The sequence below is a fragment of the Salinivibrio sp. MA427 genome (assembly GCF_001996115.1).
In the GTDB taxonomy this organism is placed as follows: domain Bacteria; phylum Pseudomonadota; class Gammaproteobacteria; order Enterobacterales; family Vibrionaceae; genus Salinivibrio; species Salinivibrio costicola.
Window position 1 is genome coordinate 16,423 of the sequence record NZ_MUFH01000008.1, and the last position, 16,965, is coordinate 33,387.

The 16,965-nt window shown below is 49.1% G+C and carries 16 protein-coding genes; 13 read left to right on the forward strand and 3 right to left on the reverse strand.

Annotated elements, in window-relative coordinates; genetic code table 11:
- Positions 1-111 precede the first annotated feature (111 nt).
- The gene (locus BZG79_RS01830) at positions 112-432 is read left to right on the forward strand and encodes a YqcC family protein (protein ID WP_077576821.1); all 321 of its coding nucleotides are present in this window, start codon (positions 112-114) and stop codon (positions 430-432) included.
- A gap of 8 nt (positions 433-440) precedes the next feature.
- Positions 441-1,178, forward strand: coding sequence for a tRNA pseudouridine(65) synthase TruC (gene truC, locus BZG79_RS01835; RefSeq protein WP_175993541.1), 738 nt, complete (start codon positions 441-443; stop codon positions 1,176-1,178).
- A 34-nt stretch (positions 1,179-1,212) separates the two neighbouring features.
- On the opposite strand, the gene BZG79_RS01840 is transcribed toward truC, so the two are convergent.
- The 3 genes from BZG79_RS01840 to map are packed head-to-tail and all read right to left on the reverse strand — an operon-like array spanning position 1,213 to position 5,117.
- Positions 1,213-1,590, reverse strand: coding sequence for a DUF3461 family protein (locus BZG79_RS01840; protein ID WP_021022007.1), 378 nt, complete (start codon positions 1,588-1,590; stop codon positions 1,213-1,215).
- A gap of 60 nt (positions 1,591-1,650) precedes the next feature.
- On the reverse strand, positions 1,651-4,269 hold the full coding sequence (gene glnD, locus BZG79_RS01845) for a bifunctional uridylyltransferase/uridylyl-removing protein GlnD (protein ID WP_021022006.1): 2,619 nt from the start codon (positions 4,267-4,269) through the stop codon (positions 1,651-1,653).
- A gap of 53 nt (positions 4,270-4,322) precedes the next feature.
- Positions 4,323-5,117, reverse strand: coding sequence for a type I methionyl aminopeptidase (gene map / locus BZG79_RS01850; RefSeq protein ID WP_021022005.1), 795 nt, complete (start codon positions 5,115-5,117; stop codon positions 4,323-4,325).
- A 462-nt stretch (positions 5,118-5,579) separates the two neighbouring features.
- Here map and rpsB point away from each other — a divergent pair, with 462 nt between their 5' ends.
- From rpsB to lpxD, 11 genes are all read left to right on the forward strand, one after another.
- Complete coding sequence (rpsB, locus tag BZG79_RS01855; RefSeq protein WP_021022004.1) at positions 5,580-6,308, forward strand: 30S ribosomal protein S2; 729 nt, start codon at positions 5,580-5,582, stop codon at positions 6,306-6,308.
- A 133-nt stretch (positions 6,309-6,441) separates the two neighbouring features.
- On the forward strand, positions 6,442-7,284 hold the full coding sequence (gene tsf, locus BZG79_RS01860) for a translation elongation factor Ts (RefSeq protein ID WP_021022003.1): 843 nt from the start codon (positions 6,442-6,444) through the stop codon (positions 7,282-7,284).
- A gap of 83 nt (positions 7,285-7,367) precedes the next feature.
- Entirely contained in the window at positions 7,368-8,096 is a 729-nt protein-coding gene (pyrH, locus tag BZG79_RS01865) for a UMP kinase (RefSeq protein WP_077773604.1), read from the forward strand.
- Positions 8,097-8,149: 53 nt separating this feature from the next.
- On the forward strand, positions 8,150-8,707 hold the full coding sequence (gene frr, locus BZG79_RS01870; protein ID WP_077773605.1) for a ribosome recycling factor: 558 nt from the start codon (positions 8,150-8,152) through the stop codon (positions 8,705-8,707).
- A 75-nt stretch (positions 8,708-8,782) separates the two neighbouring features.
- Positions 8,783-9,553: an isoprenyl transferase gene (locus tag BZG79_RS01875; protein ID WP_021022000.1), complete on the forward strand. Its 771-nt coding sequence runs from the start codon at positions 8,783-8,785 to the stop codon at positions 9,551-9,553.
- A gap of 15 nt (positions 9,554-9,568) precedes the next feature.
- Positions 9,569-10,420 (forward strand): phosphatidate cytidylyltransferase, encoded by an 852-nt coding sequence (locus BZG79_RS01880; RefSeq protein WP_077773606.1) that lies wholly within the window; start codon positions 9,569-9,571, stop codon positions 10,418-10,420.
- Between the two features lie 18 nt (positions 10,421-10,438).
- The gene (ispC, locus tag BZG79_RS01885) at positions 10,439-11,635 is read left to right on the forward strand and encodes a 1-deoxy-D-xylulose-5-phosphate reductoisomerase (RefSeq protein WP_077773607.1); all 1,197 of its coding nucleotides are present in this window, start codon (positions 10,439-10,441) and stop codon (positions 11,633-11,635) included.
- On the forward strand, positions 11,632-12,987 hold the full coding sequence (rseP, locus tag BZG79_RS01890) for a sigma E protease regulator RseP (RefSeq protein WP_021021997.1): 1,356 nt from the start codon (positions 11,632-11,634) through the stop codon (positions 12,985-12,987). The genes ispC and rseP overlap by 4 nt, the downstream gene beginning before the upstream one ends.
- A gap of 33 nt (positions 12,988-13,020) precedes the next feature.
- On the forward strand, positions 13,021-15,453 hold the full coding sequence (gene bamA, locus BZG79_RS01895; RefSeq protein WP_077773608.1) for an outer membrane protein assembly factor BamA: 2,433 nt from the start codon (positions 13,021-13,023) through the stop codon (positions 15,451-15,453).
- 20 nt (positions 15,454-15,473) lie between these two features.
- Positions 15,474-15,983, forward strand: coding sequence for an OmpH family outer membrane protein (locus BZG79_RS01900; protein ID WP_021021995.1), 510 nt, complete (start codon positions 15,474-15,476; stop codon positions 15,981-15,983).
- A 14-nt stretch (positions 15,984-15,997) separates the two neighbouring features.
- On the forward strand, positions 15,998-16,965 hold a 968-nt coding region (gene lpxD / locus BZG79_RS01905; protein ID WP_077773609.1), incomplete at its 3' end, for a UDP-3-O-(3-hydroxymyristoyl)glucosamine N-acyltransferase.

Sequence of the window (16,965 nt, forward strand, 5' to 3'; positions counted from 1 at the left end):
GCCGCGAGTATATCAGTTTTTATCCCTGCAATGCTCGCCTTGTTAATGTCGTCTTGAATCGGTTCGTGCTATGCTTCGCGCTTTATCGGTCGAGTAATGATGAGGTTGTCAATGACTCTTCGCCAACAATGTGAACAACTCCTTGATGAATTAGAGCAAGTGCTAAACGATCACGCGCTATGGCAGACGACGCCACCGTCAACTGAGCGGCTAGCCAGCACTGAACCGTTTGCTGTCGATACACTGGCGTGCCACGAATGGTTGCAATGGGTTTTTGTGCCTAAGATGCGAGCGCTTATCAAGACAGAGCAAGCTTTGCCACGTAACTTTGAAATCTCACCGTACGTGGAAGAAGCAATGAAAGAGCAGGCAGGCCATAGTGACGTGGTTGCTGTCGTTGTTCGAATTGATAACTTGTTTTCTGATCAATGACCGATACTTTGCTGAACATTTTATACCGTGACGAGCATTTAGTGGTGGTAAATAAACCGTCAGGGATGCTGGTCCACCGCTCTTGGTTAGACAAAGGGGAAACCCGATTTGTGATGCAAACCTTGAGAGATCAAATTGGCCAGCATGTCTATCCATTGCACCGACTGGACAAGCCGACGTCGGGCGTTTTGGTGTTTGCGTTATCCAGTGAAGTGGCCTCTAAGATGATGCCGCAGTTTGCTGAAGGGCAGGTCAAAAAAGCTTACCATGGCATTGTTCGAGGCTGGATTTCCCATGCTGGCCAGTTGGATTACCCGCTGGTGGAAGAACAAGACAAAATAGCGGATAAACACGCCAGCCAACCGGCGACAGCAAAAGCGGCGGTGACTGACTATCAGCCATTGGCGACAGTTGAGCTGCCGATCGCAACCGGACGCTATGCCACCAGTCGTTATAGCTTGGTAGCGATGCAACCTCATACTGGACGAAAGCATCAATTGCGGCGGCATATGCACCACTTAAGCCATCCGATCATTGGTGACACCACTCATGGAGACGGTCGCCACAATCGTGTGTTTAGAGAGCAATTTAATTGTCATCAGCTGCTATTGCACGCCAGTGAGATGACGCTAACGCACCCAGCTAGTGGCAAGACTGTTTTTATTCATGCGCCTTTGGATACAGTCTGGCAGCATGTTATTGAACAGTTGGGCTGGGAAGCGCCGGCGTCATCATACGATAACTAGACCTTGCTATGGGCGGTGTACTCGCATGCCGCCCTTACAGCTTTTCGAGTTCGGCCTCGATTTCTGCAATCTTACTGGCGACCACTTTTTCTAGGTGACGTAGGTCGGTAAGCACTTTTTGCTTCACGTCTTGCTCGGTATGCTCGTGTTGTACGATCTGGTCGAGCTCATCAATGACCAAAGAGAGGCTCCGGTTTATCTCTGTTACTTCTTTTGAGCGACCTGTACCGCTGTCGACGACCACATTTTTACGCTGCCGCGGATATTTAAATTTCATACTCCGCGCAAACAGATCGCCTTTTGGCTTACTAAAATAGATTTTGAGCGTATCGTAGCTTGCTTCTTGACGGAGCGAGTACCGCTCTATTTTTTCAGGGTGTTCAACACCGATATTCTTTAACTGTTGATACATAGCCACCTCATGGTTAGACATCGTTATGGTTGCGCGTCTTACCCGCGCGATTCCCTGGTATTATTTGGCTTGCGAGAGGGCTTTCTCGAGCGCCGCTTTCAATTGTGCTTGGTGTTCAGAAGTGAGCGCTTGATTGTCGAGATCTGTGACGATAAAAAAGTCCTCTGCGCGCTCACCGATGGTGGTGATTTTAGCCGCGTGAACACTCACATTTTGCCGAGCAAAAACCGCACCGACGCGTGCCAATAGCCCTGGCGTATCGAGCGCGACTAATTCCATGAGTGTACGTCGCCCGTTTTTGGTGGGGAGAAACAATACCTGCGTTTTCACCGAAAAATGTTGTAACTTTTGCGGTGAGCGACGCTTGGGAATAGTGATCTTGCCGGTCTCGTTGAGTGCTTTCCCAACCCCGTCGATAATTCTAGGATGACGATCGATAGAAATCGCATCGTCGTTTTGATCGAGCACCATAAAGGTATCGAGTGCGTGGCCATCTTTGCTGGTCATGACTTGGGCATCATGGACACTGAGGTTTTTCTTATCTAGGGCGGCAACGACGCGTGCGAACAAGCTCGGCCTGTCTTGGCAGTAAACGAATATTTCTGTGCCGCCACGGGTCGCTTTTTTACTGACGAGCACCAGCGGCTTATCATCGGCGTGGTGGAGCAGATGTTCACTATGCCAAGCTATTTGCTTGTGGGTATGGCGAAGAAAATAATCCGCTTTAAAACGTTGCCATAATACTTCAATTTCTCGTGGACTGTGCCCCTGCTTGCGTAACATGGCAGCAGCGAGATGTTTGTTGTGCCGGATCCGTTCTCGGACATCCGGTGGGTTTTCTAGCCCACGTCGTAAGGCTTTTTGAGTGGAATAATAAAGCTCAGCAATTAAGGTACGCTTCCAACTATTCCACAAGTCTGGGTTAGTGGCATTAATGTCTGCCACGGTCAGGCAGAGAAGCAAATCGAGCCGCTCCTCGTCGCGGACCTCTTTGGCAAAGTCGGTGATGACATCGGGATCGTAAATATCGCGACGCTGGGCGGTGACAGACATCAGTAAGTGGTTACGTACCAGCCAACTGACAATGTTGGCTTCTGGCTTTGATAAACCGTGGTCAAGACAAAAATCATGGGATTCAATCGCGCCAATTTCACTGTGATCGCCTCCACGGCCTTTGCCTATATCATGAAAAATAGCCGCAACCAGCAACAGCTCTCTTCGTGCAAGACGCGGAAATACATCGCAACAAATGGGGTGGCGCTCACGATTAGCTTCATCGTCAAACAAACGCATATGTTTGAGCAAACGAATCGTGTGTTCATCAACCGTATAGACATGAAACAAATCAAACTGCATTTGTCCGACAATTTGACTCCACTGTGGGAGGTACGCAGACATGACACCGTGGCGATGCATTAGCCCAAACGCTTTATGCAGAGCGTTTGGGTGGCGTATGAGTGCCATGAATTTTTCTCTTGCATCGTCTTGCTGACACAAAAAGTGGTTAAGTCGACGTCGAGCGGTACGCAGTTGACGTAAAGTGGGGGCGGCGATGGCCTCGATCGAGGTGTCGTCGGCGATATGCAGCATCATATCCAAGATAGTCTCAGGGCGTGCTTGAAATAAAGCAGGTTTGCGTGCCTCAATAGTCCGTCCGCAGCGTTGGAAGTCATCACTTAATACGTCGACTTCTCCAGACCGACCATTATCGATGATCACCTGATCAAAGATTTGCAGCAGCATCTTGTTGAGCTCCCCCACGCGTCCGAGGGTGCGAAAGAAATCTTTCATCATGGTCTCGACCGCACGATTACCGTCGCCCCGGTAGCCGAGGAGTTCAGCCACTGAGGTTTGGTGGGCGAAGGTCAGTCGGTTGTCGTAGCGGCGCAGCTCAAGATGAAGGGCAAAACGGATCCGCCACAGCACGTTTTGGCATTCGTTAAGTTCACGATACTCAGCATCAGTCAAAAAGCCAAAATCGCTCATTTCTCTTAAGCTGGTGGCACCAAAATGACGGCGCGCAATCCAAGATAGGGTATGAATATCGCGTAAGCTGCCAGGGCTGAGTTTTAAATCTGGCTCGAGTTTATAAGCGGTATCATGATAGCGGCGATGTCGGGCTTTTTGCTCGTCGACTTTCGCTTGATAAAAGCGTTCACTGGGCCAAAAGCTATCATGGTGCACACGGGCCTCGAGCGCCTCGAACAATTGTGAATCGCCACATAAAAGGCGCGACTCTTGTAAGTTAGTCGCCACGGTAAGATCATCCAGCCCAACGTCAATACACTCTTCGACAGTCCGGACACTGTGGCCGACTTCTAATTTTAAGTCCCACAACAAGGTGAGTAGATCACTGAGGCTTTGCTGCTGATAAGCATTTAGCGGTGCTTGGCAAAGTAGGAGTAGATCAATATCAGACAGAGGGTGTAATTCACGCCGGCCATAGCCGCCCACCGCGACCAGCGCAAGAGGGCTTTGATCAAAACCAAAGTGATGCCATAACCTAACCAGAAGGGCATCCATATAATCGGTACGCTGATAAACCAACTCGGCAACGGGAACATTGGCAAGGAAATCTTGCTTTTGCTGTTCAAGTAGCTGTTGGAACTGTGCCTTTAGCGTGATGGGGTCGAGTTGATCATCCCCCAAATGTTGTGGCGTAATTACCGTGTCTGTCATGGCGATCCTTTGCGCAAAAAAAAGCCGGAACGAAACCGGCTCTTATTTCTAGATTAGTGGTTGATGTAACGTGGGAGACTTTCTTCCTCTCGTAACGTTAACACCTCAACCCCTGTGTCGGTCACCAGCAGCGTGTGCTCCCATTGCGCCGACTTTTTACCATCGATGGTATAGACCGTCCAATCATCGTCCTCATCCAGTACGGTCCCATACTTCCCTGCGTTAATCATAGGCTCAATAGTAAAACACATGCCAGGTTTAAGAATGGTACGGTCGTTGTTTTTGTAGTGCACCACTTGTGGATCTTCATGGAAGCTCGCGCCAATACCATGCCCACAGTACTCTTTGACGATGGAGTAGCGCGTGTTGCTGCTCTTGATGAACTTTTGGATCGCTGTCCCTAAATCACCAACAGTCGCACCTGGCTTTACCTTTTTGATCGCGTGATACAGGCTTTCTTGCGTGACACGGCAAAGACGTTTGTCTTCGAGAGACACTTCCCCGACTAAAAACATCTTTGAGGTATCGCCATGGTAGCCATCTTTGATCACGGTGACATCAATATTGACGATATCGCCTTCTTGGAGTACATCTTCATCACAAGGTATACCATGACAAACGACATGATTAATTGATGTGCACATGGATTTAGGAAAACCGTGATAGTCCAATGTGGCAGGAATGGTGCCTTGTACGTCAGTCATATACTGGTGAGCGATGTCGTCTAGCTCACGGGTGGTGACCCCAGGCTTAACATGCTCGCCAAGCATCACGAGCACGTCAGCAGCGAGCCGACCGGCTACGCGCATTTTTTCAATTTCTTCTTCTGTTTTAATCGGGATTGTCATTTTGCTTTCTCTCTTTATTCGGGATGCTCAATGATAACGTTAAAACGAGAGCATGATTCAAGTCACGTTTTGTATCATTAAGCACAGCCACTGACGCCCTGCTACGCTTGTCTCAGCGGTGCAGGATTAGCAACTGTCTAATAGTGACTATATGGTACCAAGCCATGTCCATGGAAGAAACAGAAAGAGAAGCATTCCGCGCGGTCATCGTATAGGTTTAGGCGGATTGCGCGCGCAATTTAACTGGATTTTACCCATGTGTTTGTGATATAAAGCGCGCCGAAAACCGTCATTATGATCAATCTAGCCATGCTAGGTCTAGCCGAGCTAGGTTTCAGTTTGATGGGGTTCAATTATCATTTTTATTCTTAAATCACACACATATCGACACATTGACCGGGGTGCCCACTAACGGGTCGGTAAATGGGATATGTGGAGGCCTAACCCCGAGAGGAATTTATCATGGCTACTGTTTCAATGCGCGACATGCTCAAGGCGGGTGTACACTTCGGTCACCAAACTCGTTTCTGGAACCCAAAAATGAAGCCATTCATTTTTGGTTCACGTAACAAAGTGCACATCATCAACCTTGAAAAAACCGTACCAATGTTCAACGAGTCACTGGCTGAACTGTCAAAAATCGGTGAGCGTAAAGGTAAAGTTCTGTTTGTTGGTACTAAGCGCGCAGCAAGCGAAGCGGTAAAAACGGCAGCAGAAAACTGCGAGCAGTTTTATGTAAGTAACCGTTGGTTGGGCGGCATGCTGACCAACTGGAAAACCGTTCGCACATCTATCAAACGTCTAAAAGATCTGGAAACTCAAGCGAGTGACGGTACGTTTGAAAAGCTGACCAAAAAAGAAGCGCTGATGTACACCCGTGAGATGGAAAAACTCGACAAATCACTGGGTGGTATCAAGAACATGAACGGCCTACCTGATGCAATGTTCGTTATCGATGCAGATCACGAGCACATTGCCATCAAAGAAGCGAATAATCTGGGCATCCCAGTCTTTGCAGTGGTAGATACTAACTCTAACCCTGACGGCGTTGATCACGTAATTCCAGGTAACGATGACGCAATTCGCGCTATCCAACTGTACCTGAACGCAGCGTCTGACGCTTACAAAGAAGGCCGTAGCCAAGACATCGTCACGCAAGCAGAAGACGAGCTGGTTGAAGTCGCTGAGTAAGACGACAGCTCCTTGTGAGCGTTCTTAGCCATCAGCGTGTCATCTTTCATGCTGTAAGCTAAGTATGGTTAGCAGGGGCCGATATCGGGCCCCTGTTTTTTACCCAAAATAGTTTCGAATCGAGGATTGAACAATGGCAACTGTTACCGCTGCCCTGGTTAAAGAACTGCGCGAGCGCACTGGCGCTGGCATGATGGAATGTAAAAAAGCACTGGTTGAAGCGAACGCTGACATCGAAGTTGCAATCGAAAACATGCGTAAGAGCGGCGCGGCAAAAGCAGCGAAGAAAGCTGGCCGTGTTGCTGCTGAAGGTGTCATCCTAGTTAAAGAAAACGACGGCAAAGCTGCGATCGTTGAAATTAACTGTGAAACTGACTTTGTTGCTAAAGACGCGAATTTCGCTGCATTTGCTAACCAAGTGGCAGAAACAGCACTGGCTGAAGGCCTAGCAATCGACGCGCTGAAAGAAAAATTCGAACAGCAGCGTGCTGAGCTTGTTGCAAAAATCGGTGAAAACATGGATATCCGCCGTGTTTCATTCATCGAAGGCGAGAAAGTCGGTTCTTACCGTCACGGCGATCGTATCGGTGTGGTTGTTGCTGCGAAAGCTGACGAAGAAACCATCAAGCACGTTGCTATGCACATTGCCGCGTCTAAGCCTGACTACGTGAACCCTGAAGATGTGCCTGCTGACGTTGTTGAAAAAGAGAAGAAAATTCAAGTTGATATCGCAATGGAATCAGGCAAGCCAGCTGATATCGCAGAGAAAATGGTTGTTGGCCGTATGAAGAAATTCACCGGTGAAATTTCTCTGACAGGTCAAGCATTCGTGATGGATCCAGCACAAACTGTGGGTCAAATGCTGAAAGAAAAAGGTGCCGAAGTGACTAACTTCATCCGTTTTGAAGTGGGCGAAGGCATCGAGAAAGAAGAAGTAGACTTTGCTGCAGAAGTTGCTGCTGTACAACAAAGCTAATTCTTGCTGACTCAGACCGCGGTGCTCGCCGCGGTCTTCCATAACCTTCTTCCCTAATTAGTGCCTAATAGAAAGGTAGTGAAATGACTACAAATCCTAAGCCTGCATATCAACGAATTTTACTTAAACTGAGCGGTGAAGCCCTGCAGGGCAAAGATGGATTCGGTATCGATCCCACCGTGCTTGATCGTATGGCGCAAGAAATAAAAGAACTGGTCGAGCTGGGTGTTCAGGTAGGATTGGTCATCGGTGGCGGGAATTTATTCCGTGGTGCGGGTCTTGCTGAGGCGGGAATGATCCGTGTTGTGGGCGATCACATGGGTATGTTAGCCACCGTGATGAACGGTTTGGCGATGCGTGACGCACTTCATCGTGCCTATGTGAACGCACGAGTGATGTCAGCGATTCCTCTAAACGGTGTATGTGACAGCTATAACTGGGCGGAAGCCATCAGCCAACTTCGTAATGGTCGGGTGGTGATTTTCTCTGCTGGGACCGGTAACCCTTTCTTTACTACCGACTCGGCTGCCTGTTTACGCGGTATTGAAATTGAATCCGATGTGGTGATTAAAGCGACCAAAGTCGACGGTGTATACAGTGATGATCCAACCAAAAACCCAGATGCAACACTTTATGACTCGCTGACATATCAAGATGTGTTAGAAAAAGAGTTGAAAGTGATGGATTTGGCCGCATTTACACTTGCACGCGACCATAAACTGCCTCTTCGTGTATTTAACATGAATAAGCCAGGTGCGTTACGCCGTGTCGTGATGGGTGAAGCAGAAGGCACCTTGATCACTAACAGCTAAGCCAATATTGGTGGCATAATCTTACAAATTAATTCAATCGCAAGGATATTCCCGTGATTAATGACATAAAAGACGACGCCAAAGCGCGTATGGAAAAAAGTGTAGAAGCGCTTAAGCACACATTAGGTAAACTGCGCACTGGGCGTGCACATCCAAGCCTACTAGAAGGCCTTACCGTTGAGTATTACGGCGCGCAAACGCCTTTAAACCAACTTGCGTCTATTGTTGCTGAAGATTCGCGTACCTTGGCGATTAGCGTATATGATAAGCAAGTAACCCAAGCGGTTGAAAAGGCGATCATGACCTCTGACCTAGGCTTGAACCCAGCCTCAGCAGGTACCGTGATCCGTGTGCCTTTGCCACCACTGACCGAAGATCGCCGTAAAGACATGGTGAAAGTTGTTCGTTCTGAAGGTGAAAATGCGCGTGTTGCAGTACGTAACATCCGTCGTGATGCCAATGGTGATCTCAAAGCACTATTAAAAGACAAAGAAATTTCAGAAGACGACGAGCACCGTGCGCAAGATGACATTCAAAAGTTGACTGATGAAGCGGTTAAGAATGTTGATACACTTCTTGATGCAAAAGAAAAAGAGTTGATGGAAGTCTAAATCTCATTAGACTTTACCGCCAATGCTAAAGCGCTGTGCGTGCAGTACAGCGCTTTTTATTTGCCAAGGAGAAACATGAGTTCCCAGTCTCTTGATGCGCAGCTCGAATCTGCCGCTTTACCGCAACACATCGCCATTATCATGGATGGCAATGGACGCTGGGCCAAGGCTCGCGGAAAAGCCCGTGTGTTCGGGCATAAAGCGGGCGTCAAAGCGGTACGTAAGACCGTCAAGGCGGCGTCTGAGCTTGGTGTGAAAGCGCTAACTTTATTTGCGTTTAGTAGTGAAAACTGGCGTCGTCCAGAAGACGAAGTCAGCGTATTGATGGAGCTATTTATCAATGTGCTATCGCGTGAAGCTAAACGGCTCGACAGTCACGGTGTGCAATTACGCATTATTGGTGACACCTCTCGATTCAGCCCTTCYTTGCAAACGAAAATTGCCGAAGCTCAAGCGTTAACGGCAAATAATGACCGTTTGGTACTCAATATTGCGGCGAATTACGGTGGGCAATGGGATATTACCCAGGCAACACGTCGTGTCGCTGAACAGGTTGTCGCCGGTCACTTACAACCCAATGATATTGGGGAACAGGATATTGCGCGTCATTTAATGTTGGCAGATTTACCGGATGTCGATTTAATGATCCGCACCAGCGGCGAATGCCGCATCAGTAACTTTATTTTATGGCAAGCTGCCTATGCAGAGTTATGTTTTACCGAGCAATATTGGCCTGATTTCAACGAACAAAGTTTGTATGATGCCGTGGCTTGGTATGTCAATCGTGAACGACGTTTTGGCTGCACCGGCGAGCAAATTAAAGCCATGATAACAACGGATAAGTAACCACGAGGAATCAGTTTGCTCAAACAACGTGTTTTAACCGCGGCCTTGTTAGTCCCGTTAGTGGTCGCTGGAGTCTTTTACTTACCGTTTCCTGCATTTGTTGCAGCGATAGCGGCTGTCACTTTAATTGGACTTTGGGAATGGACGCAGTTTGTCTCGGCGTCTTCGCGTCTTTTTACCTTTATTATCCCCGCTGCAGCGCTGGCACTTTCGCTCTTTAGTATTCCTTTTAGTGCCATGGCGCTCGGGCATGTCACACTGCCACCTTTCGCACTGGCGGCAACCGGCGCGGCTTGGTGGCTATTCGCAACCGTGTTAGTGCTCTCATACCCTCGCTCAGGGGCATATTGGACCCACAGCAAGTTACTACGCCTACTCTTTGGTCTCGTTACCCTGTTACCGTTTATGTGGAGTGTCTTGCTGTTGCGTGCAACAGACTACCAGTTCTCCTCTTTTTATGGCGCCAAGTTAGTGCTGCTGGTTTTTGTTCTTGTTTGGTGCGCAGATAGTGGTGCCTATTTTGCCGGGAAAAAGTTCGGTAAACATAAAATGGCCCCTGCGGTCAGCCCGAATAAAACCCTCGAAGGATTACTGGGTGGGCTCACTGCGGCAGTGGCAGTGACCTGGTTAGGGACGCATCTGTTAAACRTCCATTTCGCCAATGTTGGCGTGTTCTTGGCTGTCACTGTGGTGACCGCCTTGGCGTCCGTGTTGGGTGACTTAGCGGAGAGCATGTTTAAACGCGTCGCTGGCGTGAAAGACAGTGGTAATTTGCTTCCAGGTCATGGGGGCATTCTTGATCGCATTGATAGCTTAACGGCAGCGTTCCCAGTGTTTACCGTGTTGTACTTCGCATTTGCGAATTAAGTGAAACGAGTCTTCGACATGCAAAGAATCACCGTATTAGGCGCCACAGGTTCTATTGGCTCCAGTACCTTAAAAGTGGTTGCAGCCAACCCTGAAAAGTTTGAAGTGACGGCATTGGCTGCACATACCAATGTCGAGAAAATGATTGCGTTATGTGTCGATTGGCAACCTGCTTACGCCGCGATGGCCAATCGCGCGTCAGCGCAACAGTTGCGTCATGCGTTGCGTGAAAGAGGGATCGGCACCGAAGTACTCGCTGGCGAGGACAGTTTATGTCACCTTGCGGCATTACCTGAAGTGGATATGGTGATGGCGGCAGTTGTTGGCGCGGCCGGGCTGTCTTCAACAATGGCGGCGGTTAAAGCGGGCAAACGGGTGCTGCTTGCCAATAAAGAAGCCTTGGTAATGTCTGGGCAGTTTTTTATTGATGCTGTTTATCAATACGGCGCTGAGCTGCTGCCCATCGACAGTGAACACAATGCGATCTTTCAATGCTTGCCGCAATCCGTGCAGCAACAGCCTGGACGCTGTGATTTGCAATCGGCCGGCGTCAATAAAATTTTGCTAACAGGCTCGGGTGGACCATTTCGCTATCGTGACCCACAAAGCTTAGCGACCGTCAGTGTTGAAGAGGCCATCGCACATCCTAATTGGTCGATGGGGCCAAAAATCTCGGTCGATTCAGCAACCATGATGAATAAAGGTTTGGAATACATTGAGGCGCGATGGTTATTCAACGCCCAGCCTCATCAACTGGACGTGGTGATCCACCCGCAGTCAGTGATCCACTCCATGGTACAGATGTGTGATGGCTCGGTGCTCGCGCAATTGGGTACGCCCGATATGTGTACGCCGATTGCTCATGCAATGGGATATCCTGATCGCGTTCAAGCGTCGGTAGCGCCTCTTGATTTCACTCAAATTGGCGAATTTACTTTTATGGCACCGGATGCGTGTCGTTATCCTTGTCTTTCGCTCGCGATCGCAGCCTGTAAGCAGGGGCAAGCAGCAACCACCACGCTCAATGCCGCCAATGAGCAAGCTGTCGCCGCGTTTCTTGCCGGARAGATCAGCTTTATGGATATTGCTCGCATCAATGAGCAGGTATTGACCCAATCATCGCTTCCCACGCCAACAAGCTTGGATTGCTTATTTGAGCTGGATAGAATAGCTCGCATGGCTGCCAATGAGCAGATTACTAAGGTGACAAAATGAGCGATTTTCTTTGGAACGCGGCGGCGTTTATTGTCGCGCTTGGCATACTGGTTGCAATTCACGAATACGGTCACTTTTGGGTCGCTCGTCGCTGTGGTGTAAAGGTTGAGCGTTTTTCAATTGGTTTTGGTCGCGCATTATGGCGCTGGTACGGCAAAGACAATACCGAATACGTGATTGCTGCGATCCCGCTCGGTGGCTACGTCAARATGTTGGATGAGCGTATTGAGGCTGTTCCTGACGCAGACAAGCACCGCGCATTTAACAACCAACCCCTATGGCAACGTAGCGCCATTGTCGCCGCCGGCCCTATCGCTAACTTTATCTTTGCCGCCTTTGCGTATTGGCTGGTGATGATGATCGGTGTTCCTGCTGTCAAACCTGTGATCGGCGAAATATCCCCCAACTCGATTGCGGCTGAAGCCGGAATCGAATCAGGAATGGAACTAACCCAAGTTTCCGGCGTCGAAACCGCTGATTGGCAAGCGGTTAATTTTGCGTTGATCGGGCATATTGGTGATGAGAGCATGACCCTCACTGCGAAACAGAGTCCGGCGCAAACTTATCAACGCGATTACACCCTAGATCTCACGCAATGGCAGTTTGATCCAGAAAAACAATCGCCTTTGACGACGCTTGGCATCACGCCTTATCGACCCGCGATCACATTGTCGGTCGCACAAGTGGTTGAACAGAGCGCGGCAGCGCAAGCTGGACTCGAGCAAGGTGATAAGATCGTTGCCGTGGATGACACTGAGTTGGCATCATGGCAAGCGCTCGTTGCGGTGATCAAACGAAGTCCCAATCAAAGCTTGTCGCTGACAATCGTCCGCGATGGGGAAACGCAAAATTTGACACTCACCCCGGATGCGCGTGACGTTGAAGGTCAAATGACAGGGTATGCGGGGATTGCTCCTCAAATGGCAGCATGGCCTGAATCATACCGTTTCACGCAACAATATGGGCCGTTAGCGGCGATACCAGAAGCGGTCAATAAAACGGGCCAAGTGATCAGCATGACCGTCAATATGATAAAAAAACTGATCACCGGTGATGTGGGTGTGAACAACTTAAGTGGTCCTATATCGATCGCGAAAGGCGCGGGCATGACAGCAGAGATCGGATTGATCTCATTTTTAGGGTTCATGGCACTGATCAGTGTGAACCTAGGCATTATCAATTTACTTCCTCTGCCCGTATTAGATGGCGGCCATTTGCTGTTCTTTGGGATTGAGGCTGTGACACGAAAACCGGTTTCCGAGCGTGTACAGGACTTTGGGTATCGTATCGGCGCTGCCGTGTTGATGATGGTGATGGCAGTGGCATTGTTTAACGACTTCGCCCGACTTTAAACGGTTAGTATTCAAGGATAAGTCAGATAGCACATGGCGATGAAAAAACTATTAATAGCGTCTCTTTTAGTAAGCAGCAGTATGGCGCATGCTGACACATTCGAGGTAAGCGATATCCGCTTTGAAGGCCTACAGCGCGTCAGCTTAGGAGCTGCATTGCTATCGATGCCGGTCCGTGTCGGTGACAACGTCGACGACGAGGATGTGGCGGATGTGATAAATGCACTGTTTGCCTCGGGTAATTTCGAGGATGTGCGCGTCTATCGCGATGATCAAACCTTGCTGGTTAAAGTCGTGGAGCGTCCTACTATTGCGAGCATTTCGTTCTCAGGCAACAAAGCAATTAAAAAAGAGCAGCTACAAGAAAACCTCACCTCTTCTGGGTTGCGCGTCGGTGAGGCGCTTGATCGGACTAAACTCAGCAAAATTGAAAAAGGTTTAGAAGACTTTTACTACAGTGTGGGTAAATACAGTGCGTCGGTAAAAGCCGTTGTTACGCCTTTGCCACGAAACCGTGCAGATTTGAAGTTTGTATTTACTGAGGGTGTCTCGGCCAAGATTGAGCAGATCAATTTCGTGGGCAACGACGTCTTCAGTGATGACGCATTACGCGATAGCTTCGATTTGCGTGCCGATGTGCCGTGGTGGAATTTCTTAGCCAACGAAAAGTATCAAAAGCAGGTGCTTGCGGGCGATCTGGAAAAACTGCGTAATTTTTATCTCAATCGTGGGTATTTAAAGTTTCGCGTTGAATCGACCCAGGTGGCTATTTCGCCAGATAAAAAGGGTGTTTACATCACTCTGAATGTGAATGAAGGCAAGCCGTATGAGATTGCTGATGTCAACTTTCGTGGCGATCCKCAAAACGAAGACACTTACCGTTCATTGGTCAGCTTTACCCGTGGTGATACCTACAATGGCGATAAGGTGACTGCACTCGAAGAGGCCATTAAGCGCCATCTTGGTGAAACCGGCTTTGCCTACCCCAAAGTCAATACCATGCCGACTTTTGACGATGACAATCAACAAGTCTCACTGACCGTGAATGTCGAGCCGGGTAAGCGTATCTACGTGCGCAATATCCGCTTTTCCGGGAATACCACGTCTAAAGATGAAGTGTTACGCCGTGAAATGCGACAGCTGGAAGGAACCTGGCTAAACGCCAAAGCGGTCACTCGGGGGAAAGAGCGGTTGAGTCGTACCGGCTTTTTCCAGAATGTTGAAGTGGACACTCAGCGCGTACCAGGCACGGACGATCAAGTCGATGTTAACTATAAAGTCAAAGAAGCTAACTCAGGCAGCATCAACTTTGGTATCGGTTATGGCACCGAGTCAGGCGCCAGTTTACAGCTCGGTTTGCAGCAAGATAACTTTGCCGGTACCGGTAATCGCTTTGGCATCAACGCCATGGTCAATGATTACCGTAAAAACCTAACGCTTGAATACCGTGACCCTTACTTTACCCTCGACGGTGTCAGCCTTGGCGGTAAGGTCTTCTACAACGAGTTTGAGGCGCGTGACGCCAACATCGTTGAGTATACCAACGAGAGTTACGGTACCAACCTGACGTGGGGCTTTTGGACCGATGAGCTGAATTCGATCGACTTCTCGCTCGGTTACACCCACAACAAAATCGAAAATATTGGTGAGTACTACCAAATCAAGAAATTTCTTGACCGTCACGATGATAACCGTACGAACAATGGTGGACTCGAAGTCGATGATTTTGATATGTCCGTTTCATGGACGCGTAACAGCCTTAACCGTGGTTACTTCCCGACTGCCGGTAATTATCAGCGAGCGTCTTACCGCATGACAGTACCGGGCTCAGACGTTCAGTATTTTAAAATGCAGTACGATATTCGCCAATACGTGCCGTTGACGCAAGAACATGAATACACCCTATTGATGCGTGGCCGACTTGCGTATGGTAACGGTTATGGCCAAACCAATGGCCAAGACCATATGCTGCCGTTTTATGAAAACTATTACGCGGGGGGGTTCTCCTCGTTGCGCGGTTTCCGCTCAAACTCGGTTGGGCCGAAAGCAGTCTATGGCAAGGGTGGTTCACCTCAGCCAAATAGTGATGATGTTGAGAATAATGAAGGGGATTACGGCTCTTCAGATTCTGTAGGCGGTAATGCTATGGCACGCGCCAGTGCCGAGTTGATTGTGCCAACACCGTTTGCCTCAGAGGAAGCGCGCGAACAAATCCGTACCAGTGTGTTTATCGATGCCGCTTCAGTGTGGGATACCGAGTATGACGTATCCGCCGCTGCTGCTTACAGTGGCCGGGATAATATTAAGGATTATTCAGATCCATCCAATATCAGTGCCGCTTACGGTGTGGCACTGCAGTGGATGTCACCGATGGCACCTTTGGTGTTTTCCATCGCAAAACCTATAACTAGCCAGCCTGGCGACGATGAAGAGTTCTTTACCTTCACGATCGGGCGCACATTCTGATGATCAGAAAGGAGACTATTGTGAAATCATTTTTGAAAGCAGCGGGACTGAGTGTCGCGGTATTGACCACGTCCATGTACGCATCAGCGGCTGATGCTGCACAGAAAGTGGGCTACGTATCAACCGGCGCTGTGATGTCGCAGCTAGCGCAAAAAAATAACCTCAATGAGAAATTGCGTGGTGAATTTAAAGATCGCGTCGCAGAGATTGAACGTTTGAAAGAAAAGCTCTCAAAAGGCGTAGAAAAACTTAAACGTAATGGTGAGCTGATGAGCGAAGACGAGCGCGTGAAGCTACAACGCGAGCTTCAGTCGATGGAGTCTGACTATAAACTCAAAGTAAAAGCCTTGCAGGAAGATCAGCGCAAGCGCGGCGGCCAAGAAGAGTCTAAGCTGGTGCAAAAGCTGAAAAAAGCCGTCGATAAAGTAGCAGAGCAAGAGGGCTATGACATCGTGATTGATGCCAATGCCGTTTTGTATGCGAACCCAAGTGATGATTTGTCTGAAAAAGTGATTAACGCAGTTAACTAACCGTCGAGGAGCCCATGGTTTCAATTACTCTCGCTGAATTAGCGGAAAAACTGGATGCACAGCTCCACGGAGACGGCGCTGTAACGATAACCTCGCTTGCAGGGATGAATTCAGCGGGAGAAGGGCAAATTACCTTCTTATCGAGTCCGAAATATCGGAAGGGTCTTGCACTGTGTCGTGCTAGCGCGGTGATGCTTAAAGAAGGCGATCTTGCTTATTGTCATGGCAATGCCTTGGTGGTGTCAGACCCCTATTTAGCCTACGCGAAGGTCGCACAAATTTTAGATACGACCCCTGCCTGCGCCACCGATATCGCGTCGTCAGCGGTCGTTGCAAGTGATGCCGTCCTAGGTGAAGGCGTCGCCATTGGCCCTAATGCGGTGATTGAATCTGGGGCGTTGATTGGTGACAACGTTCAAATTGGTGCAGGTTGCTTTATTGGTAAGGGCGCAAAACTCGGCGCGCGGACAAAACTGTGGGCCAATGTTAGCGTCTATCATCATGTCGTTATCGGTCAAGATTGTTTGGTTCAAGCAGGAACAGTGATCGGCGCAGATGGGTTTGGCTACGCCAATGACAAAGGCAAATGGATTAAAATCCCTCAGCTTGGCCGGGTTGTGATTGGTAACCGAGTCGAAATAGGTGCCTGTACCACTATCGACCGTGGGGCGTTGGATGATACCGAGATTGCTGATGGCGTGATTATCGACAATCAGTGCCAGATTGCGCATAATGTCTCGATTGGTGAGAACACGGCAATCGCGGGTGCAACGGTAATGGCAGGCAGCCTCAAAGTAGGTAAACACTGCATTATCGGTGGCGCCAGCGTGTTTAATGGCCATATGGAAATCACAGATAACGTGACCATCACAGGAATGGCGATGGTGATGCGGCCAATCACTGAGCCGGGCATGTATTCGTCCGGTATTCCGTTACAGCCCAACCGCGAGTGGCGGAAAACAGCCGCGCGTGTGCTCAAAAT

Excerpts from the sequence above, each read along its gene's own strand:
- BZG79_RS01840 (WP_021022007.1), bottom strand. The coding sequence starts at position 1,590 with ATGTATCAACAGTTAAAGAATATCGGTGTTGAACACCCTGAAAAAATA.
- tsf (WP_021022003.1), top strand. The coding sequence starts at position 6,442 with ATGGCAACTGTTACCGCTGCCCTGGTTAAAGAACTGCGCGAGCGCACT.
- map (WP_021022005.1), bottom strand. The coding sequence starts at position 5,117 with ATGACAATCCCGATTAAAACAGAAGAAGAAATTGAAAAAATGCGCGTA.
- rpsB (WP_021022004.1), top strand. The coding sequence starts at position 5,580 with ATGGCTACTGTTTCAATGCGCGACATGCTCAAGGCGGGTGTACACTTC.
- BZG79_RS01830 (WP_077576821.1), top strand. The coding sequence starts at position 112 with ATGACTCTTCGCCAACAATGTGAACAACTCCTTGATGAATTAGAGCAA.
- pyrH (WP_077773604.1), top strand. The coding sequence starts at position 7,368 with ATGACTACAAATCCTAAGCCTGCATATCAACGAATTTTACTTAAACTG.
- glnD (WP_021022006.1), bottom strand. The coding sequence starts at position 4,269 with ATGACAGACACGGTAATTACGCCACAACATTTGGGGGATGATCAACTC.